The sequence below is a fragment of the Alishewanella sp. SMS8 genome, assembly GCF_030737935.1.
Classification (GTDB): domain Bacteria; phylum Pseudomonadota; class Gammaproteobacteria; order Enterobacterales; family Alteromonadaceae; genus Alishewanella; species Alishewanella maricola.
The window spans coordinates 1411453-1434083 of record NZ_JAPJEA010000001.1 but is presented as its reverse complement, the minus strand read 5'-3'; the positions used below and the strand labels follow the sequence as shown (position 1 = coordinate 1434083).

The window sequence follows — 22631 nt, the reverse complement described above, 5'->3', positions numbered from 1 at the left end:
AGTAAAGCGTACCAAGACTAGGCTGTCGGTTGTTAGTGATACAAGCAACAGCCTAGCGGTGCTTTTAGCGCTGACCAAAGGTGGCCGCAAACGCATGCTCAAGATCGGCAATTAAATCGTCAGGGTGTTCTAAGCCAATCGATAAGCGGATCAGCCCATGGCTGATGCCAAAACTTTCGCGCAGCTCGGCTGGTACACCTGAGTGCGTGGTACTGCCCGGGTGGCACACTAAACTTTCGCTACCACCGAGACTGACCGCCGATTTAAAAATCGACAGGTTATTGATTAAACGAAACGCATCGACTTTTGCTATGTCCATAACAAAAGAGAACGTTGAGCTTGGGCCAGAGCACTGCCGTTGATAGACCGCCTGATAAGCCGCGTCAGTAATCAAGTCTGGATGCAGCACTTTGGCTGGCTTGTAAGGGTTATTCGCCAGCCATTCTGCCACTTTACGCCCACTGGCAGCAGCACGTTCCATCCGAATACTTAAGGTTTCCAGTGAGCGAGAAATCATCCAGCTGGTATGTGGATCGAGGTTAAGGCCAATAGCCCCACGAATGGCCCGGACTGGGCGCAACACGTCACGGCTACCGCACACCGCACCGGCGACTAAATCGCTGTGGCCGCCCACATATTTGGTCAGTGAGTACATCGCCATATCAATGCCTTGTGGCACAGCTTGCTGAAATACGGGGCCCATTAACGTGTTATCACACACACTGATCGGCCGATGACCTGTTTCCGTTTTGATGATATCCAGTACGCGGTTTAAGGCAGCAAAATCAACTAACGAATTGGTTGGGTTGGCGGGAGATTCGACAAACACCATGGCCAAGCGGCCTTTTTTCGCGGCGGCCCTTAGTGAACTTAGCATCCCCATTTCGTCTAAGCCATTATGAAATTCCCCAGTATGAATATTAAATTCTGGCAGAAACTTACGGATCAAGGTTTCAGTGCCGCCATACAGTGGGGCGCTTTGCACGATCACATCACCGGGACGCAGGTAAGCCAGTAAAATAGCGCTGATCGCACCCATGCCGCTGGAGCAAACCACCGCGCTTTCTGACCCTTCAAATAACGACAAACGATCTTCAATAATCTCAACATTAGGGTGGTTAAAACGGCTATAAATTAGGCCACCGACACTGCCTGCTGGAGCAGGCTTGCGCCCGGCCATGATATGAAAAAACTCTTCGCCTTCTTCAGGGGTTTGGTAAGCAAAAGTCGAGGTTAAAAACACCGGTGGCTTCACTGAGCCTTCGGAAAATTGCGGGTTATAACCATAAGACATCATCATGGTTTCCGGTTTTAAGGTATGTTCGCCAATTTTCTTTTTTTTGTAGTTGCCGTCGTTCGCCATGATTTCTGCTTCTCTGATAAGTGTTGGTTATTTGTTGCTATTTCAGCGTCAACGCATACTAAACCGAAGAATAATAAATAGGTAGCAGCATAGATGCCTAATTTTGGCCAAGTTAATAGCGTAATAGTTGATTTAATTTTTGTGTTGCAACTTTAATGTTGAGCTGAATTATTTTTTAATGGCAAGTAATGCCTTAAGGGCTTGCCGCTTTTAGCCTGCAGCCGATTAATAAGAACACCTGCAAACTTCGCGCTTAAATAATCACCACTTTTAACGATCCTTTTTCGCCGTCATTACGTTACAACATGTGCAACCTTAGATGTACAGAGATTTCCTCTTGCCAAGCACGGCGTGTTTTGGCTTATAACGGTTAAGGATCCACATATGAAAAAGCTGATTTGTTTCAGTGTCATTGGGTTACTGCTAATGGGCTGTAATGATAACGACAATGATAAAATTGAAGTCCCACCACCACCGGTATTCACCGTATCACAAACCTTTAATGCCGCACTTTCTGGCGATCAACAAGTGCCACGCACGCCTTCTACCGCAATGGCAACGGGTACTGTTGAAATTGATGAAAACCTGATGCAAGTCAGAGCATCGATAAACTTAACCAGTGTCGCCAATGTGCAAGCTGTGCATATTCATGATGGTGATTTGGGTTTAAATGGGCCCGTCGCGTTCAGTTTCACCGATGGTAATAATGATGGGATATATCAATTAGCCGAGACCACCATTTCTGCAGATTTAATGACGGATCTGAAAGATGGCGATTGGTATATTAACGTGCATACTAGCGCTTACCCAGATGGCGAAATACGCGGTCAAATTGTTAATGACCAAACGCTTATTGTCACTTTCCCCTTGTCTGGTATGCAGCAAGTACCGGCAGTTGCATCGGCAGGTATGGGCTATGCTTATGCTGCCGTTGACCAAACCGATTTTGAAGTCAATCTAACGGTACGCACCTCGGGCGTAGAAGATGCGACTATGGCGCACATCCACACAGGCCGCATTGGCATGAATGGCGGGGTGTTAGCGGCGTTAGAGCAATTATCGGATGATCCGAATGTTTGGGTGCTGGCTGATAACACATTATTAGATGCGCCAACCTTTGCTGTTTTAGCCAGCGGTGGGCATTACGTTAATGTGCATACGCCAGCTAATCCAAGTGGTGAATTGCGTGGTCAAATTCTGACCAATGACTTTGTTCTGGCGACCTTTCCGTTAAGCGGAGCACAAGAAGTGCCCGCAGTAGCAACCCAAGCTTCGGGTAATGGTTATGCGCTGGTTAATACCACGAATTATGCTGTAGAAGTGGTCGCTGTTACTTCTGGCGTCAATGATGCGACGATGGCACATATTCATACCGGTCGTGTTGGTAATAACGGCAGTGTATTAGTTGCTTTAGAGCAAGCTGATGGTGAAGTTGGCGTTTGGGTTACGCCTGAAAACACCGCGATTAATGCTGAAATTTTTGCCGTGCTTGCCTCAGGCGGTCATTATGTCAATGTGCATACACCGGCGAATCCAAGCGGTGAGTTGCGCGGTCAAATTTTAACCGATAATTTTGCCTTGGCTACGTTTAAACTCAGTGGTGCACAAGAAGTACCGCGTGTAACTACCACCGCTTCGGGCGATGGTTATGCGTTAGTCAATACCACAGATTACAGTGTGGAAGTGGTTGCGGTAACACAGGGTGTTAATGACGCGACGATGGCGCATATTCATACTGGCCGCGTGGGGAATAACGGCCCAGTGTTAGTGGCGCTTGAGCAAGACCAAACTAACTTAGGTAAATGGTCTACGCCTGCTGAAACCGAGATCAATGCGGATATCTTTGCGGTACTGGCCTCAGGTGGGCACTATGTCAATATACACACGCCGGCTAATCCTGGTGGCGAATTACGTGGGCAAATATTAACGGATAATTTTGTATTAGCGACGTTTAACCTCAGCGGTGCGCAAGAAGTGCCAGCGGTAACCACAACGGCAACGGGTCAGGGTTATGCTTTAGTGAATACGAGCAACTTTAATCTAGAGTTGGTTGCTTTAACTCAAGGCGCAGATGCAGCCACTATGGCACACATTCATACTGGTCGCATTGGTCAAAATGGCAGTGTGTTGGTTGCACTGGAGCGTGCCGCAGATAATGCAGGTAAATGGTCTACGCCAGCAGATACTATGATAAACGCAGAAATTTTGGCGGTTTTAGCAGATGGCGGACATTACGTGAATATTCATACGCCAACCAATCCAGGTGGTGAATTGCGTGGTCAAATCATTCGGGCTAGCGATTATGCTTTAGTCACGTTCCCGCTGTCTGGTGCGCAAGAAGTACCTGCAGTGACAACGATGGCGCGAGGTGATGGTTATGCCTTAGTGCGGTTACAAGACTTTAATGTGGAATTACAAGTGCTGACGAGCGGCGTTGCGGATGCCACCATGGCGCACATTCATACAGGTGTCAGAGGAAGTAATGGTCCGGTTCTTGTTGCGCTTGAGCGAAATACCGCGGATGTGAATCGTTGGCAGACAAGCACCGGTACTAACCTGAATGCAGCGATTTTTGCCGTATTGGCGTCGGGTGGGCACTATGTCAACATTCATACCCCAGCTTTCCCAAGTGGCGAGATCCGTGGTCAAATTGAATAAGTTGGCTTAACCAGTCACCTGACGATTAAGCATAAAAGAACCCGATGGTAAGTAAGCTATCGGGTTTTTTCGTTTTAGGCGCGTGCCTGTTTGATTTTGAGTAATAATTGCTGGACATCCGCTTGCGCTAAAATGTCTTCAATATTGCTCGGCAATTTACGACGCCAATTGGGGTATTCGGTGCTGGTTCCCGGAATATTAACCGGTGTATCCAACAACACCAAATCTTCTAACTGATAGGCAAATAGCTGCGCCGGTGTAGCAGCTGCATACAAATGACACGCCGTTACTAAGGCGGCGGCATCGGGCTCATGTAATTGCAGTTGCTGCTGTAACAGCTGTTTTTCATCTTTACGTAGTTGCTGCAAATTAGCCGCCACCTCAGCGCTTGGAAATAAATCCAGTTTATGCCGCAGCGCTAAATCATGCTCTTGCCAATAGCCAATCAGCGTCGGCATATCATGTGTTGTCACGGTGGCGAGTGCACGAGCCGGATAAGTTTGATCACGATAATCATAGCTGCCGTGTTTTTGTTCTAACATAAACACGCGATATGACAACACCTGATAGCGCTGCATCAATTCGCTGATGGCAACAGGCACTGTGCCTAAGTCTTCGCCGATAACCACACAATGATTACGCTGGCTTTCTAATGCGAGTATGGCAAAAAGCGCCGTGGCGGGCATGCCAATATAGGCGCCTGCGGTAGCATCAGCGCCTAAGGGACAGCACCACAAACGCAGCAGTGCCATTACATGATCAAGACGCAAGGCGCCAGCATTTCGCATATTGGCACGGATCAATTCAATAAATGGCTGATACGCTTTTTGACGTAAGGTGTGTGGGTTATAAGCCAGTAAACCCCAGTTTTGGCCTTTCGGAGCCATAATATCCGGTGGTGCACCCACGCTTAAATCCAGTAAGAAATCTTCAGGCGCGGCCCAGCTTTCGGCACTGCTGCGACTGGTGCCTACCGCGACATCACAATACAAACCAATGGCCATACCTTGCTTTTGACACTCAGCTTTTACTTCGGCTAATTGCTGTTGAGCTAGCCATTGTAAATACAATTGCTGATGAATTTGTTCTGCATGCTCTTGGGCAAACTGCTGCACCGCATCGCTTTGCGGATTTTGATATTCCGGTGGAAAGTTTTGCCAAGCCGCCATCGCGTGATCTTGCCAAAACAGGGTACCTTGTAGCACTTTGAATAGCGCAGTTTGTTTTAACGATGCGCCGCCTTGCTGCACAAATTGCTGAAATGCTTGTGCTCGCGCACTCTGTTTGGCCAACTCTTGGGTTTTAAAAGTTTGGTAAAGCAATTTAGCCACTGGGGCTTTTAATGCCGCAACTTGGGCATAATCAACATCACTGGCGGCACGACAGGCGGCCAATTGTTGCTGAAACTCCGCTGACGCCACTAGCTGTTGGGCAGCGCTACAGTGTTGAAATTCGGCGCTGTGTTCAAGCGCAACGTACTGCGTATTGAGCCACAAGCGGCTGTTCGGGCTATAAGGGCTGCAATCTTGCGGCAACATAGGGTAAAGCGCATGCAATGGGTTTAAACCAATAAAGTCGTTACCCAGTGCCGCTAACGGCGCCACCATGTTTTTAAGATCAAGAAAATCGCCGATCCCCCAATTTCGGGCCGAGCGAATAGCGTATAACTGAATAGCCGGGCCCATCGTTTTGTGTAAGATGGCACTGTCATGTAACTGAAAACAGCGGCTTGGCGAGACAATCACCTGCTGCTGCCAATGCTGATGACCATCGCTCAATTGTAATTGATGATAGCCCAGTGGCAAATCGTCGGGTAACTGCAGCATAAAGGCCAGCATTTTTTGCTCGGCTAAAACGGCTTGTTCAATAATATCTTTTGGTTGCAGACTAATTTCGCCTTGCCGTACTTCACCCTCTTCTAAGTTAAGTTGCCATTGCCACAAGCTGCTAGCGTACTGTGCATCGAGTTGGAGTCTGACTTGTAGTGGCTGGCCTTGGGTGACCACCGTAACCGGCGCTATGGGCTCTTGCCAGCGTGATGCAATAGCTTGCTGAACTTGCTCGGCAATAACCTGTTCATTTGAAAGGTTAAAACCCATGGCATTTAAGATGGCCTGTTGCACCTCTGGCGCAATGGTCACTGGGTGACCATTGGCATGCACATAGCTTTGTTGCAATCCGGCAAGATCGGCTAGCTGTTGAAGTTGTTCCATAAAGCACCTGTTAGTCTGGTGTAGATATTACCCTCACAAGCATAAACAGCTCCCTGACATTAGGGAACATGCTGCATACGTATGCAGTTCATTTTGGTGCAAACTTCTGCTTGATAACGGTGTTTTATGCGTGGCGTGCTGTTTTTTTCAAGTAAAAACAAAGTTCTACCAATGTTAGCTTTGTGCATTCAAGGTGCAGGCTTATCTTGCGATGCACAGCATTTGGGCATAATTTTGCTTATGAATACGTATTCATCTTGAGTGAACGACAGAATAAGTTTAATAAATGAGCATGGCGAAACCGAGACTGATTTCATACGGGCAGGCTTACGGATTTCGCAGCAATAAAACAACAACAGACCGGGGAAGGTAGGGTTATGAATAAATTTAAACTCAGTATGCTGACATTGGCGTTAGCGGCAGCGGGCAGCAGCTCAATGGTGTTGGCACAAGAGGCGACAGACGCACAAGCCGCTCAAGCGCAAGAAGAAGCGATTGAAGTGATTTCAGTACGTGGTTTTCGCCGCAGCTTGCAAGAGTCTCAGAACATTAAGATGTTCAATAGTTCAATTGTAGAAGCGGTTTCTGCAGAAGACATTGGTAAGTTACCTGACGTCAGTATTGCTGAATCATTAGCTCGCTTACCCGGTTTAACGGCACAGCGTTTAAATGGTCGCAGCCAGGTCATCAGTATCCGTGGTTTAGCTCCCGATTTCTCTACTGCGTTATTAAATGGCCGTGAGCAAGTGAGCTCAGGCGACAACCGCGGCGTCGAGTTTGACCAGTATCCCTCTGAATTACTCAGTGGCGTGGTCGTTTATAAAACGCCAGACGCGGCTTTACTGGGTCAAGGTTTAGCCGGTACGGCGGATATGCGTTTGGTTAGCCCATTAACACACGGTGAAACCACGGTAGTGGTGAACGCGCGTTACGAATGGAGCCAAATTGATGCGTTAAATGCCGGTGCCGATGACACGGGTAAACGTTTTAGCATCTCTTATATCGACCAATTTGCCGATAACACCATTGGCGTGGCCTTAGGTTATGCCAACATGTCTAACCCAGTGCAAATCGAGCGGTTTGAAGCATGGGGTTATGCTGATACAGCGGATGGCAATAAAGTGATCGGCGGCGGTAAAGTGTATGCAAACTCTAACTTATTAGAGCGCGACGGTTTTATCGGCGTGTTAGAATACAAGCCTAGCGATAAATTCAGCAGCACCCTTGATTTTTATTACTCACAGTTTGATGAAACGCAGCGCACCAGCTTTATTGAGTTACCTTTATTTTGGGGTGGCGCACCACTGGTTAATGCAACGGTTGAAAACGGTTTAGTGACCTCAGGTGGCTACACAGGCGTAAAAGGCATTGTGCGTAACCACGGCAACTACCGCGAAAGTGAATTATTCTCGTTGGGTTGGAAAAACGAGTTCAAGTTATCTGATCGTTGGGATGCTACGTTAGATATTAGTCACTCATCCTTAGACCGTACCGATTTAATTTTAGAATCAGATGCCGGTACTGGCCCTGCTGGAACAGGCGCTTTAGATAACTTATCTTTCGCCATGGGCCCGAATGGCCCTGTCTTTAACACTACGCTTAACTATGCTGATCCCAGCTTAATTTTACTCACCAGCCCGCAAGGTTGGGGTGGCGATATTATCCCTGGCGGACAGTTAGGTTATTTCAACTCACCTGGTATTACCGATGATTTGAATCAGCTGCGTTTTAGTGCACAAACCATGCTAGAAAGCGAAAACTTCGATTCATTAGAAGTCGGTATTAACTACAGCAACCGTGAAAAAGACAAGCAAGCTAACGAGTTCTTCCTGGCATTACCTAATGGCGCCTTATCTGCGCCGATCCCGAACGTAGCTGGCACAACCAGCTTAGCCGCTTTCGGTATTCCAGGCATGGTGAGCTATGATCCGCGCGAGTTGATTGATACCGGTGCGCTCGTCAAAGTGCGTAACCCCAATGCTGACGTTTTGATTAAAGATTGGAACGTAGAAGAAGACGTGATCACCGGTTATATCAAAGTGGGTATTAACAGCCGTATTGGTGAAATCCCCGTCACCGGTAATGTGGGTACGCAATTAGTGCACACTGACCAATCTTCTTTCGCGTTAGCGGCGTCAGGCTCAGGTATTAACGTATCGTCTTTCCGTTTAGACGGTGGCGATAAATACTGGGAAGTACTGCCTAGCTTAAACCTGAATTTTGAAGTAGGTATGGCGAAATATGTCCGTGTTGGTTTAGCGCGGACCATGGCGCGGGCGCGGATGGATCAGATGCGGGCGAGCCAAGATTTCGGCTTCAACCCTGCACTGAATAACGCACAAGCAACGCCAGAGCAAAATTCTCCTTGGAGCGCTAGTGGTGGTAACCCTGCCTTACGCCCTTGGATTGCTAATTCACTGGATGTCTCTTACGAGCAGTATTTCGACAACAGTAATGGTTATGTGGCCATTGCTGCTTTCTACAAAGATTTAGAAAGCTACATCTATGATCAGCGCGTGATCCAAGACTTTACTGGTTTCCCATCAGGTGGCGAAGTGCCGGTGATTAACCAAGGTATTGCGACGACTCCACAAAATGGTGAAGGCGGTCGGATCAACGGTTTAGAATTTACCTTATCGGCTAGCGGCGGCATGCTAACGCCAGCGTTAGACAACTTTGGTGCGGTATTAACGGGTTCTTGGACTGATAGTAATATCAAAGCGAATCCCGATGATCCTGCTACGCCGTTACCCGGTTTATCAGAGAAAGTGGCTAACTTAACGTTCTACTACGAAAACGAAGGCTTCTCTGCGCGCATCAGCAGCCGTTACCGTTCAGACTTCTTAGGTGAAATCTCTGGCTTTGGTAATGGTCGTAACTTACGTATGATTGAAGCAGAAACCGTCGTGGATGCTCAGTTAAGCTACAGCTTCTCAGGTGACTATGAAGGTCTGACGTTGTTACTGCAAGCGAACAACATTACCGATGAACCTTTTGTGCGGGTTGAAGGTGATGACACGCGTCGCGTGATTGAGTATCAGCGCTACGGTCGCTCATTTATGGCCGGTGTGTCATATAAGTTTTAATAAAGTCTAACTGACTAAGCCGCCCCTGCTGTTATCATCGATAACCAGGGGCTTTTTTATCATGGAGACAACAGACGGATGATGCAGCAACGCGCGATTAAAAAAGTATTAATTGTTGGCGGTGGTACAGCAGGCTGGATGTCAGCGGCTATGCTGGCAAGGTTTATGGGCCAACAAGTACAAATCCAACTTATTGAATCTGATGCTATTGCCACTGTTGGTGTGGGCGAAGCAACCATTCCGGCCATTCAACACTTTAATGCGGCGCTCGGTATTAACGAAGCCGAGTTTTTGCAAGCCACCAAGGGCACCATCAAATTAGGCATACAATTTGAGAATTGGGGCAAGCTGGGCGACAGTTACATGCATGTCTTTGGACCTATTGGCAAACCCTTAGGTTTTACCTCGTTTCATCATTTTTGGTTAGCGGCACGTGCTCGCGGTGATAGCCGCAGTTTTTGGGAGTTTTCATTAAATTATCAGGCCGCGCGTGCTGGTAAATACCAGCCTTTAGCGCAGATCCCGAATACGCCCTTACAAGGTTTGGTGCATGCCTATCATTTTGACGCCGGTTTATATGCCGCTTTTTTACGCCGATACAGTGAGCGTTTAGGCGTTAGCCGCACCGAAGGCACTATCGCTGCGGTAACCCAGCATCCTTCTGAGGCGATTGCTGAGGTGGTATTAAGCGATGGCCAAAAGTTGGCAGCCGATTTATTTATTGATTGCTCGGGCAGTCGCGCTTTATTAATTGGGCAGCAATTAGCCGTAGGCTATGAAGATTGGCAACACTGGTTGCCTTGTGACAGCGCTTTAGCGGTACCATCAGCCGCTACACAACCTATTTTACCGTACACGCGCGCTATCGCCCGAGATGCTGGATGGCAATGGCGTATTCCGTTACAGCATCGAACCGGTAATGGCTTGGTGTATAGCAGCCAATTTTTAAGCGATGAACAAGCACAGCACACTTTAATGGATCATTTAGATGCACCGGCCTTAGCCGATCCGCGCAAAATTAGCTTTGTAACGGGCCGGCGTAAACAGCAATGGCAGCACAACTGTGTGGCGATTGGCTTATCAAGTGGCTTTCTTGAACCGTTAGAATCGACCAGTATTCATCTGATCCAAAGTGCCATAGTGCGCTTAGTACAGTGCTTTCCTACTTCGGTGGATATGGCTAAATTACGCCAAGAATATAATCGGCAATCCGCTGAGGAATACGTTGCTATCCGTGATTTTATTATTCTGCATTATCATTTAAATCAGCGCACTGATCAGGGCTTGTGGCAATATTGTCAGCAAATGACCTTGCCTGATTCGCTGGCGCAACGTATAGCGCTGTTTGCTGAAAATGCTGCCGTGTTTCGTCAACAAGATGAGTTATTTACCGAAGTCGCTTGGCAGCAAGTGATGCTAGGGCAACATGTCTTACCTAAGCACTATCATCCCTTGGCGGAAAGTTTGTCAGCTGGGCAGTTAACCGGCTTTTTAGATGATATCCAGTTAATTATGCAGCGCACCGCAGCCCAACTACCTAGTCACCAACAATTTTTGCAGCGAAGCGCGGCCGGGCAGTAAAGGCTAAACGTTGATGCTGACAGCGTGCTGTTAAAGAAACGGGTAACAGAACAGAGCCGTGCTGAGGAAGAGCCGCTAATGTTGGATGGGTAATGCCATCAAAGTAAGAGAAAGTCACTGTACCGACAGTAGACGACATACCGTCTGTATGTTGTCTACTGCGTTTAAATACAGCGTAAAAGCGGCGAAAACCTGAATTTTTACTTAGTTTTGTTTTAAATGAACAGTTTGCCATAGGTTCTGGTTTTCTGGCACGCTAAAGAAGCTTTCTGGATACCAGCACTTAGGCAAGAGTACATTCATGTAGTTCTCTTCGCCGTCTTTAAACAGTATATTTAGCAACTCTTTTAACCGCTCTTCTGGCAGCCGCTTTAAACGGTCTCGCGCAGGTTTAAAAAATAAATTCAGCTCGCTGCTTAAACTAATATTATGCCCCGTATTGCGATATTGCATATTACGGCTCACTACACGACAGCCAGGTTGATCCGGTTTTTCGGGATAAAGGGTGTTCACAATGGCAAACTCATATTTCATTTGTGGTTTACCATCATCACCCAGAGGCGTGAACACTACGCCATAGCCTTGCGGGAACAAACCAACAATCCGAAACAGCCTGTCAACTAACACGCCATGGTAATCACCACGTTGCACACCATCTCGCATTAACAATGCTGCTTTAGGTAAGGCATCATAGTTATAGCGCGGCCGGCCCGGTAAGGCGACAGAGGCATAAGCTTGCGGCACTTTAAATAAGCTGCCTAGCGGGGTATTGGGTTTGGCACTAATAAAACGTTTTAATTGTTTTAATAAGCGTTCGTGTTGCTGTTGATGTAAATCACGTTCTTCGCGTTTATTACCTCTATAAGGTAATTCGCCCAGGCCATATTTTAATAAGTCGAGGCTGCCGGTAAGGCAATGGCTTAATAACTCTTGCCGTTGCTCCTGAGTCAAGGCTCGCTCGGCCTTGTCACCACCATTTTGTTTGGCAAGCAATTGCTGTGCTGGTAAACACATTAAGCCCGCATGTTGAATGATACAGCCCATCACTATCGGTATTTGCAGCTTTTGCCGATAGGGGCAGTCTGTTAAAGAGCCCACATTGCGTTCTTGATACCACTCTTGCCAAAGTGGTTCTTTTAATATGTTTTGTTCTAGTAAGTCTTCTAACAAGCGCAAGGTAAGTAAGGCGCGATAACAAGGTTTATAGGCGTTTTCCAGTAAGAGCGTTTTGCGTTTATTTGAGCTTGCAGTCATTAACAAACCACCAAGCAAGCGAGCACTAGCCGTTTGTGTTTCGAGCGGCGTGGTACCTTCACTCAGTTTTAGCAGGGCTTCTGCGGCTTGGCGCAACAACGTCCAACACCGGATACGTCGCTTTTCGTCTTCAAATTGCAAATCAGTAAAAAGGCTACGGTTTTTGCGTTGAACCTCGGCAATATCACCCGCTTGTTGACTTTGCTTCCAAACAAGTTCCGCTTGATGTAAAGCACGTTGTTGTTCTTGATATTGCGCAAAAAAATCTACCGCCTCGTTATAAAAACAAGCTTGCTGAGTGCTATAAAACTGTGCCAATAGCTGCTCAAGGTTCCGCACAAAAACCGATTTTTTGGGAAGCGCAAGATTCAAAACTAAGCCCCGATATGAGTTGATTTATAAAACAAAATACCATTCCCGATCTAGGCTGCAAAGTAGCAATAGAGCAAAAGTTGAAATTAAAAAACATTTTGTTTTTACGAAAAAGTTATTTTCTGCACGATTCACCGCATAATTACCAATTAACGGGACTAAGTAAGTGATTTACTCGTTTTTTGCTGCAATTTCATGTAAGCTGCGCGCCCTTCATTTGGAAGGGCACTGCAGCTGCGGGCAGAGATTTTCGCAGCGACAATTGCGGGAATACGCATGCAATTTACAGATTTACCGTTATCGGCTGACATTTTAAAAGCTGTAGCAGAAAAAGGTTACACCACACCATCACCTATCCAGCAACAAGCCATCCCTGCCGTATTAGCCGGGCGCGATTTAATGGCGGCTGCGCAAACCGGAACCGGTAAAACGGCCGGCTTCACTTTACCCTTATTACAATTATTAGCGGAAGGCCGAACGCAAGGACGTAAAGTACAAGCTAACCAAGTGCGTGCTTTAATCTTAACGCCAACCCGCGAGTTAGCTGCGCAAATCGCAGAAAACGTGGCGTTATATGGTAAATACTTACCACTGCGTAGCACTTTAGTGTTTGGTGGCGTGAAAATTAACCCGCAAATGATGGCGCTTCGCAAAGGCGTTGATATTCTGATTGCTACGCCAGGCCGTTTAATGGATTTATATCAACAAAATGCCGTGCGCTTTAATCAGCTTGAAGTGCTGGTGTTAGATGAAGCTGACCGTATGCTTGATATGGGCTTTATTCGCGACATTAAAAAAATCTTAGCGTTATTACCCCCTAAGCGGCAAAACCTGTTGTTTTCGGCAACCTTTTCCAACGAAATTCGTACTTTGGCAAAAGGTCTGTTAAACGACCCATTAGAAGTGACGGTAACTCCGCCAAACAGTACGGTCGAGCGCATCGAACAGTGGCTGTATCCGGTAGATAAAAGCCAAAAAGCTGCCTTGCTCATTCAACAAATTAACGAGCATAAATGGCAGCAGGTATTGGTGTTTACCAAAACCAAACACGGCGCCAACAAGCTAACGCTACAACTAGAAAAAGCGGGCATCACGGCTATGGCTATACATGGTAATAAAAGCCAAAACGCCCGTACCAAAGCCCTCGCTGAATTTAAAGCGGGCGGAGTACGGGTGTTAGTGGCGACTGATATCGCCGCCCGTGGTTTAGATATTCAGCAACTGCCACAAGTCGTCAACTTTGAATTACCCAATGTTCCTGAAGACTACGTGCACCGCATAGGCCGCACAGGTCGGGCTGGCGCCGCAGGTTTAGCGGTGTCATTAGTGTGTGCAGAAGAGTTAAAAGAGTTGGTGGGTATTGAGCGGTTAATTAAGCAACTACTGCCAAGGCAGGTGATTGCCGGTTTTACGCCGCAGCAACCTTTACCTGTTACCACGGCTAATAGCAAAGCACCTCGGGCCGTTGCAGCAAAAAGACCACAGGCACGCGATCACCGAGCAGGTCAGCGTAGCGTTTCGCAAAAACATTAAAGCTTTTTGATTGCGCAGCGGATTAATTCTGCTGCGCTCTTGTGCTAGTAGCGTTAAAGTTTATACTGACAATCGGTAGTGCTTTAGGGTTACATAATATGTATGGTTTTATTGCAAGACAACCCATCTTTAATGTGTCGAAAGAGACTATCGGCTACGAGCTATTGTTTCGAGATGGTGAGGCGAATGCCTTTCCCAATATAAACGCCGATGAGGCGACATCTAAACTCTTGATGCAACATCATTTATTGTTGGGTGTCGAAAAAGTCGCCGCCAATAAACTCGCTTTTATCAATTTTTCTGAAGACACCTTGATTTATCACTTTCCCACGTCAATTCGCCCAGAAAGTATGGTCATTGAAGTATTAGAATCGGTTCCTGCCTCTGAGGAGCTGTTGCATACCTTAAAGTTTTTGCATGACCGCGGCTATAAATTAGCGTTAGATGATCATGACTTTGATGAAAAATGGCGGCCTTTTTTACCTTACATTACCTATTTAAAAGTTGATATTCAGCAGTTTAACATGCTGCAAATTAGCAACAAATTACGCGAGTTAAAACAATTTCCATTGATCTTATTAGCCGAGCGTGTAGAAACCGCTGAACAATTTGAGCAGTTAAAGGTTTTGGGTTTTCATTTGTTTCAAGGCTATCTATTCGCTCGCCCAGAGATGATGAAGCACAAACAATTACCGGTAAACAAAACGACCTTATTGGAGTTAATTGCTGAAGCATCATCCAGCAAAATGAATTTTAATCGGCTAGCCGAGTGTTGTCAGCGCGATGTGGGCTTATCTTATAAATTGCTGAGTTTTATTAATAATTCCGGGCCCATGCGTGCAGAAAAAATTTCTTCCTTAAAGCATGCCATGGTCTTTATGGGCGAAACGGAATTAAAGAAATTTATTTCGTTGTTAGTGTTAGCCAATTTAGCGGATGGCGGCATTGATGAGCGGATCACCCAATCTTTAGTGCGGGCTTACTTTTGCGGGCAGCTCGCCAAACAAAAAAATCTGCCCGACAATCCGCCGAGCGCATTTTTGACTGGGCTGTTTTCAAATGTGCATGAAATAGTCGAGCAACCGCTAGCCGAGTTATTGCAACAATTACCGCTGTTAGACAATGTAAAACAAGCACTGTTAACAAGAAAAGGCGTGTTAGGGCAATTTTTACAATTGATCGAAGCCTTTGAACAAGCTGATTGGCCAAGAATGGAGCAACTAAAACAGGCTCTCGATCCACTGACCGACTTGCAGGAGCTTTATCAAGAAGCCGTATTATGGACTGAGCAAGTGTTGCAACCCTAATTTGGGTATCGACCTGTTGCATACGTATGCACCAAAAAAAGGCAATGCTTGCATCAAAAATTGCGGTAACTTATTGGGATCAACCCAATAGGTAGCAGCAAGATGATAAAAAGAATTCGCTTATTGAGCTTGGCGGCACTCGCAGTGTTGGCCGGCTGTGATAAAGCCCCCACACCCGCATCGCACACCGCAACATCGCTAGCCGTGGTTAGCGCAGACTCGGAACACACCGCTGCACAGGGCAAGGCGGTGGTATATCAAATGTTTACTCGTATTTATGCCAATACCACCAGTACTAACAAACCCTGGGGTTCGCTGGCGCAAAATGGCGTGGGTAAATTTAATGACATCAATGATGACGCCCTACGTGGCATCAAAGCATTGGGGACCACCCATATTTGGTTTACCGGTGTGCCACATCATGCGCTTATTGCCGATTATAGTGCTTATGGTATCAGTGATGACGATCCAGATGTAGTGAAAGGCCGCGCCGGTTCGCCGTATGCGGTAAAAGATTATTACAGTGTAAATCCTGATTTAGCGGTTGATCCTGCTGAGCGTTTACAAGAATTCCAAGCGTTGATTGCGCGTACTCACCAGCATGGCATGCAGGTGTTAATTGATATTGTACCCAATCATGTGGCGCGCTCTTATCAGTCGCTGGCGAAACCTGCTGGCGTGGCTGATTTTGGCGCGAATGATGATACCAGTGTGGTCTATGCGCGAGACAATAACTTTTACTATGTGCCTGGCGAAGCCTTTCAAGTACCTGACTGGCCCGCTGATTATCAAGTGTTAGGGGGGCAAGCGCATCCGTTGGCTGATGGCCAATTTAACGAAAATCCGGCGAAATGGACAGGTAATGGTGCACGAGCGGCCAAACCCGCCTTTGATGATTGGTATGAAACGGTCAAAATCAATTATGGTGTGCGGCCTGATGGCAGTTATGATTTTGAACGCTTGCCGGCTGATTATGCAAAGCGCGATTGGCAAGCGCATTATCAGTTTTGGCAAGGTAAGTCGGTACCCGACTCTTGGTTGAAATTCCGTGATATTACGCAATATTGGCTGCAGCTGGGTGTTGATGGCTTTCGTTATGATATGGCTGAAATGGTGCCCGTGGAGTTTTGGAGTTATTTAAACGCGCATATCAAACACACTAATCCGCAAGCATTTTTACTTGCAGAAGTGTATCAGCCAGCGCTATATCGCGACTATATTCAGTTGGGTTTAATGGACTATTTGTATGACAAGGTTGAATTTTACGACAGCTTAAAATTAGTGATGCAAGGCAAAGGACCTACCTCAGCCTTAGTGCAGGTGCAGCAGCGCATGGCGGATATTGAACACCATATGCTGCATTTTTTAGAAAACCATGACGAGCAGCGCATTGCCAGCCCCGAGTTTGCTGGAGATGCGCGTAAAGGCATGCCAGCCATGGTGGTCTCAACGTTAATCAGTAGTTCACCCACCATGCTGTATTTTGGCCAAGAAGTCGGTGAACCGGCGAGTGAGGATGCCGGTTTTGGCAAAGCGAGTCGCACCACGATTTTTGATTATTGGGGCGTACCGCATCATCAGCGCTGGGTGAATGGCGGGAAGTTTGATGGTGGCGCATTGACGCCCGCCGAAATGAACTTGCGGCATTTTTATCAACGCTTGCTTAGCTTTAGTCGCGAAGCGCCGGCATTAAACGGTGATTATGTGGAATTGCATACGCTAAATTTAGCGGCAGGCAGTGCTTATTCCGAGCAGCAATTGGCTTTTGCACGGTTTTCTAACGAACAACAATTGGTGGTGGTTAGCCATTTCAATGCCACAGAGTCAGTCGAATTTCAGCTGCAATTACCTCGCACGCTCATGCAGCGATGGCAATTAGCCGATGGCAAATATGCATTACATGAACAGTTAACGGGTGTAAACCATGAACTAGTAGTGACCAATGGTGAAGGCCGTATTGCGGTGAAGTTGGCACCACTGGGCTCTTTGGTATATCAATTGGTGCGTTAAGGAAAAACTATGCAACGTTATTTTCAATCGTTGGTGTGTAGTGCGCTGCTGTTTGCCTCGCTGCTACTCGGCGCGGCGGAACATTATCAATCACATCGGGTTAATGATAACCAGCTTATTTTAACCACCGACCGTGGCCAAGTGAGTGTGCGCTTTCTACACGAAGCGGCGGTCGAAGTGTGGTATCAGCCGGAAGGGCGGCAGCAGCTGCCATCACTGATTTTAGCCGATAAAACACCTGCAGTAGCACTAACCTTGCAGCAACAGCCTGAGCAGCTGATCTTGCAAAGCGCCCGCTTGCGGGTCGAAATACAAAAAAGCCCACTGACATTACGTTTTTATCAAGGTGAGCAATTACTGACTGAAGATATTGCGGGTTTATTGCAACCCGACGCTACAAAAATTGCTTTTAAGTTTCGCTTAACGCCCGAAGAGATGTTATTTGGCGGTGGCCAGCGCGTGCTGGGTATGGATCGCCGTGGCCATAAATTACCGCTGTATAACAAAGCACATTATGGTTATAGCACCGAATCAGACCAGATGTATTTTAGTTTGGCTGGGGTGATGTCGAGTAAAAACTACATGCTGCTATTTGATAATGGTGCTAGCGGCGAGTTGGATCTGGGTCATAGCCAAGCCGATACCTTGGCTTTTCAAGCCGAAGGTGGCCGTAGTGCTTATATCGTGGTGGCAGGGCAAAATACGCCAGAGCTGATTGCTAACTACACAGCGGCGAGTGGTCAGGCACCGTTACCGGCGCGTTGGACTTTAGGCAATTATGCGTCGCGTTTTGGTTATCGTACAGAAGCCGAAGCGCGTGATGTGGTGCAAAAATTTCGTGATTTGAACTTGCCGCTCGATGCCATTGTGATTGACCTGTATTGGTTTGGTAAAGACATTCAAGGCCATATGGGCAACCTCGCTTGGGATAAACAGGCCTTTCCTGAACCGGAGCAAATGCTGGCCGACTTTGCCGCCGATGGCATAAAAACCATTTTGGTTACTGAGCCATTCGTCTTAACCAGTTCCAAGCGTTGGCAGCAAGCCGTTGACGCCGGTGCTATAGCCTTGGGCCCCGATGGCAAGCCAAACACCTTTGATTTTTATTTTGGCAATACCGGCTTAATTGATGTGTTTAAACCGGAAGCGTCAAGTTGGTTTTGGGGTATTTATCGTGATCTACTGGCGCAAGGGGTTGGTGGTATTTGGGGCGACTTAGGTGAGCCTGAAGTGCATCCGGCGGATACCCAGCATCAGTTACCTGGGATCGGTAGTGTGACGGCCAATGAGGTACACAATGCCTATGGTCAGCGCTGGGCAGAATTAGTCTATCAAGGCTATCGGCAAGATTTCCCCGAGCAGCGGCCTTTTATTATGATGCGTGCCGGGAATCTTGGTTCGCAGCGTTATGGCATGGTGCCTTGGACCGGCGATGTCGACCGCAGTTGGGGTGGGTTAAAGCCACAAGTTGAGCTGGCACTACAAATGGGCTTATTTGGTTTTGGCTATATTCATTCTGATCTGGGTGGTTTTGCCGGCGGTGAGCAGTTTGATGCGGAGCTGTATATTCGCTGGCTGCAGTACGGTGTGTTTCAGCCAGTTTATCGGCCACATGCGCAAGAACATATTGCCCCTGAGCCGGTATTTCACAGTGATGAGGTCATTGACACTCTGCGCCCCTGGCTAAACTTACGTTATAAACTGCTGCCCTATAACTACACGCTGGCCTATCAACATAGCCAAACGGGGATACCCCTGATGCGGCCGTTGTTTTTCCTTGATGAAAGCAATGCATCGTTACGTACTGAGACCAACAGTTACTTGTGGGGGGATGCTTTTTTAGTCGCACCGGTAACAGATCCGGGTGTTACGCAGTGGCCGGTGAATGTGCCTGCTGGCATTTGGTTTGATTTTTTTAACGAAGAGCGCATTATTGGCGGCGAAGTTGTAAAGCGTCCAGTCACTCTGCAGACCATACCGGTGTTAGTCAAAGCCGGCAGTTTTATCCCGATGACGGCACCGATCCAGCGCACCGCAGATTACTCTAGCCAAGCGCTTACCCTACATTATTACGCGGATACCAGTGTAAGCTCGGCTAAAGGCCAGATGTTTGAAGATGACGGCGTAACGCCCGATTCGCTTGCCAAAGGCCAATATGAATTGCTGAGCTTTAACGCAGAGCACAGCAACGGCCAGCTGCTGTTTTCGTTGCAGCGCCAAGGTGGAGATTATCAGGGTAAACCCGCACAGCGCGAACTAACCTTAGTTGTACATAATCAACGTGGCAAACCAGACAAAATCTATGTCGATGGCCAGTATATTCCACTCGTCGCGCAACCACAGCGCTTTGCAAAAGGCCAGCAGTTGGCTTGGTACGATAAAGCGGCAAAAAAAGTGTATCTCAAACTCACGTGGCAGGCTGAGTTGAGTCAGATTGTCATTAAATAGTCTCAGTACTGATCACTAGCGCCGGTTTTATCTGGCGCTGTTTACTTAAACAGGAGCTCATCTTACATGCGCTTTTTGCTGCTTGCTGTCATTCTGCTTGGTTGTAACTTATCGCTTCACGCCAGCATGCCAACGTTACAACGGGTAGAGCCGTTAAATTGGTGGGTGGGCATGCAGCATCCAACGGTTGAACTGCTGTTATATGGTAAAAATATCAGTAGCTTAACACCTGCGTTAACTTACCCCGGGGTCACGATTAGCAAGGTCACGCGCACTGACAATCCCAATTATTTATTTGTGGAGCTCATTATCGCTGCTGAGGCAAAAGCCGGGCAGTTGCCGCTGCAACTAAAGCAGGGAGCAAAGGTAGCACTTCGCTATGATTATCCGCTGCTTTCGCGAGCGCTGGGTTCCGCAAAGCGGCAAGGCTTTAATGGCAGTGATGTGATTTATTTGCTTACCCCTGATCGTTTTGTCAACGGCGATCCGAGCAATGACAATGTACCCGCCATGCAAGAAGGTGTGGATCGTGCAAAGGATAATGGTCGTCATGGTGGCGATATCGCGGGTATGCAAGCGGCACTGCCTTACCTTGCAACCATGGGTATTACGGCGGTGTGGCCCACACCGTTAACCGAAAATAACCAACCGGCGTATTCTTATCACGGTTATTCAGCCACCGATTTTTACCAAGTTGACCCACGCTTTGGCAGTAATGTGCAATTCCGCGACTTTGTCGCCGCTGCGAATCGTCGTGGCATTAAAGTGATTCAAGATATTATTGTTAATCATATCGGTAGTAAGCATTGGTGGCTGACCGATTTACCCACGCAAGATTGGCTTAATTTTCCAAGCGGTGATGCAAAGGGGCGCTTTGTGCCAACCAATCACAACCGCAGTACCATTCAAGACCCCTATGCCGCCGCAGGTGATCGCCAATTATTTACCGATGGCTGGTTTGTCGACAGCATGCCGGATTTAAATCAACGGCAACCACAATTAGCCACTTACCTGATTCAAAACAGTATTTGGTGGGTGGAATATGCCGGTTTATCAGGCATTCGTGAAGATACCTATTCTTATGCCGACAAAGCCTTTTTAAGCGAATGGGGCCGGCGCATTATGCAGGAATACCCGCACTTTAATATTGTTGGCGAAGAATGGAGCCCTAATCCATTGATCGTGTCGTATTGGCAGGCCGGTAAACAAAATAAAGACGGTTATGTCTCGCATACGCCGGCCATGTTGGATTTTCCGCTCTACGATGCCTTATTAAATGCCTTAGTGGAGCAAGAGAGCTGGAACAGTGGTTGGATCAGGCTGTATGAAATGCTCAGTAATGATCATGTGTATGCCGATCCCTTTAACTTGGTGATTTTTGAAGGTAATCATGACACAGCGCGGCTATTTTCAGTGCTCAATGAAGATATAGACTTGTATCGGATGGCACTGAGTTATCTGGTAACGATGCGCGGTATTCCACAGCTGTTTTACGGCACAGAATTAGCGATGACCAGCCCTCAGCAGCGTGACGATGGCAAAGTGCGCGCTGACTTTCCGGGCGGCTGGGCCGGCGATCAGGTGAATGCGTTTACCGGTAAAGGTTTAAACGCAACGCAGCGTCAGGCGCAGCAGCTAGTGAAAACGTTGCTGAATTGGCGTAAAACTGCGAGTGCGGTACATAACGGTAAATTAAAACATTTCGCGCCGGATCGCGGCACTTATACTTATTTTCGTTACAACGAACAACAAACGGTGATGGTGGTGCTGAATAAGCAACACGAGGCTGTGACACTGGATTTAGCGCGTTTTCGTGAAGTGCTAGCGACAGATAAAACCGCCACCAATGTGCTGACCGGTAACGTCGTGAGTTTGCAACAGCCACTGAATATTCCTGCGCGTGGGAGTGTTATCTTGGATATAAGATAAGGCGCTGAAAAATGGCTATTTATATACCCAGATATAGATAGCCTATAGCACGTACCAGAGCATTTTTAAGCTGAGTAAGATCAACAAAATAGCGAAGATTTTTCGCAAGGTGTTCACGGGTAATTTGTGTGCCAGTTTTGCGCCAATGCGAGCAGTAAAAAAACTGGCTGCAGAGATTAAAACAACGCCAGGTAAATACACTAAACCCACAGTGTAGGGTAAATCCAGCTGTGGTTGGGCGTTCAGTAAATAACCCGAGGCACCGGCTAACGAGATAGGTAAACCAATCGCCGCTGAGGTGCCAATGGCATACTTTAACGTGATGTTGCGCCAACTTAAATAGGGTACGGTGAGGGTGCCACCGCCAATGGATACCAAGGCTGAAATAGCGCCGACACCCGTACCTACTGCCGCTAACTCCAGTTTTCTGGGGTTTCTACTTTCAGCCACAATGGCTTTTTTCGGCCGCAGCATTTTTATCCCAATGTAACTCATAAAAATGGCAAAGAACACGGCGAGAGCGTAGCCACTGATCCGTGCTGCGACAAAGGTGGCGGCAAAAGAGCCGATAATCAGCCAAGGGGCCATCACTTTTACGATTGGCCAAAGTACACCGCCTTTGGCGTGATGCACGCGCAGGCTCGAAAGCGACGTCATCATGATAGATGTCATAGAGGTACCAAGGGCCAAGTGCACCACGTAATCGGGTGAGATCCCTTGTGCGACAAAAATACTGGTGAGCATAGGCACCATAATGCCGCCGCCGCCAATACCGAGTAAACCAGCCATAAAGCCAGCAAACACTCCCAAGGATACAAAAGCCAGTATCCATTCAATTGCCATGTATTAAGCCTTATTTAGGTTAGAGGTTGCGAAC

12 protein-coding genes are annotated in these 22631 nt (G+C 47.4%); 8 read left to right on the top strand and 4 right to left on the bottom strand.

Going from position 1 to position 22631, the window contains the following annotated elements; all coding sequences use genetic code 11:
• Positions 1-64: 64 nt before the first annotated feature.
• Positions 65-1363 (bottom strand): cystathionine gamma-synthase family protein, encoded by a 1299-nt coding sequence (locus ORJ01_RS06550; RefSeq protein ID WP_306177357.1) that lies wholly within the window; start codon positions 1361-1363, stop codon positions 65-67.
• A 384-nt stretch (positions 1364-1747) separates the two neighbouring features.
• On the opposite strand from ORJ01_RS06550, the gene ORJ01_RS06545 reads away from it, so the two are divergent.
• Entirely contained in the window at positions 1748-4021 is a 2274-nt protein-coding gene (locus tag ORJ01_RS06545; RefSeq protein ID WP_306177356.1) for a CHRD domain-containing protein, read from the top strand.
• A 74-nt stretch (positions 4022-4095) separates the two neighbouring features.
• On the opposite strand, the gene malQ is transcribed toward ORJ01_RS06545, so the two are convergent.
• The gene (gene malQ, locus ORJ01_RS06540) at positions 4096-6234 is read right to left on the bottom strand and encodes a 4-alpha-glucanotransferase (RefSeq protein WP_306177355.1); all 2139 of its coding nucleotides are present in this window, start codon (positions 6232-6234) and stop codon (positions 4096-4098) included.
• Positions 6235-6611: 377 nt separating this feature from the next.
• On the opposite strand from malQ, the gene ORJ01_RS06535 reads away from it, so the two are divergent.
• Positions 6612-9320, top strand: coding sequence for a TonB-dependent receptor (locus ORJ01_RS06535; RefSeq protein WP_306177354.1), 2709 nt, complete (start codon positions 6612-6614; stop codon positions 9318-9320).
• Between the two features lie 81 nt (positions 9321-9401).
• Positions 9402-10901, top strand: coding sequence for a tryptophan halogenase family protein (locus tag ORJ01_RS06530; protein ID WP_306177540.1), 1500 nt, complete (start codon positions 9402-9404; stop codon positions 10899-10901).
• Positions 10902-11105: 204 nt separating this feature from the next.
• On the opposite strand, the gene ORJ01_RS06525 is transcribed toward ORJ01_RS06530, so the two are convergent.
• Positions 11106-12473, bottom strand: a complete 1368-nt coding sequence (locus tag ORJ01_RS06525) for a hypothetical protein (protein WP_306177353.1) — start codon at positions 12471-12473, stop codon at positions 11106-11108.
• A gap of 330 nt (positions 12474-12803) precedes the next feature.
• On the opposite strand from ORJ01_RS06525, the gene ORJ01_RS06520 reads away from it, so the two are divergent.
• The 5 genes from ORJ01_RS06520 (at position 12804) to ORJ01_RS06500 (ending at position 21754) form a co-directional block, all read left to right on the top strand.
• A complete protein-coding gene (locus ORJ01_RS06520) occupies positions 12804-14060 on the top strand; it encodes a DEAD/DEAH box helicase (RefSeq protein WP_226750477.1) in 1257 nt (418 codons plus the stop codon).
• A 98-nt stretch (positions 14061-14158) separates the two neighbouring features.
• Positions 14159-15367: an EAL and HDOD domain-containing protein gene (locus ORJ01_RS06515; protein WP_306177352.1), complete on the top strand. Its 1209-nt coding sequence runs from the start codon at positions 14159-14161 to the stop codon at positions 15365-15367.
• 102 nt (positions 15368-15469) lie between these two features.
• Entirely contained in the window at positions 15470-17377 is a 1908-nt protein-coding gene (locus tag ORJ01_RS06510; RefSeq protein WP_306177351.1) for an alpha-amylase family glycosyl hydrolase, read from the top strand.
• Between the two features lie 9 nt (positions 17378-17386).
• Positions 17387-19825, top strand: a complete 2439-nt coding sequence (locus ORJ01_RS06505; protein WP_306177350.1) for a TIM-barrel domain-containing protein — start codon at positions 17387-17389, stop codon at positions 19823-19825.
• A gap of 66 nt (positions 19826-19891) precedes the next feature.
• Positions 19892-21754 (top strand): glycoside hydrolase family 13 protein, encoded by a 1863-nt coding sequence (locus ORJ01_RS06500; RefSeq protein ID WP_306177349.1) that lies wholly within the window; start codon positions 19892-19894, stop codon positions 21752-21754.
• A 42-nt stretch (positions 21755-21796) separates the two neighbouring features.
• Here the strand turns inward: ORJ01_RS06500 and ORJ01_RS06495 are convergent, their stop codons facing one another.
• Positions 21797-22597: a sulfite exporter TauE/SafE family protein gene (locus ORJ01_RS06495; RefSeq protein ID WP_226750472.1), complete on the bottom strand. Its 801-nt coding sequence runs from the start codon at positions 22595-22597 to the stop codon at positions 21797-21799.
• Positions 22598-22631: the final 34 nt, after the last annotated feature.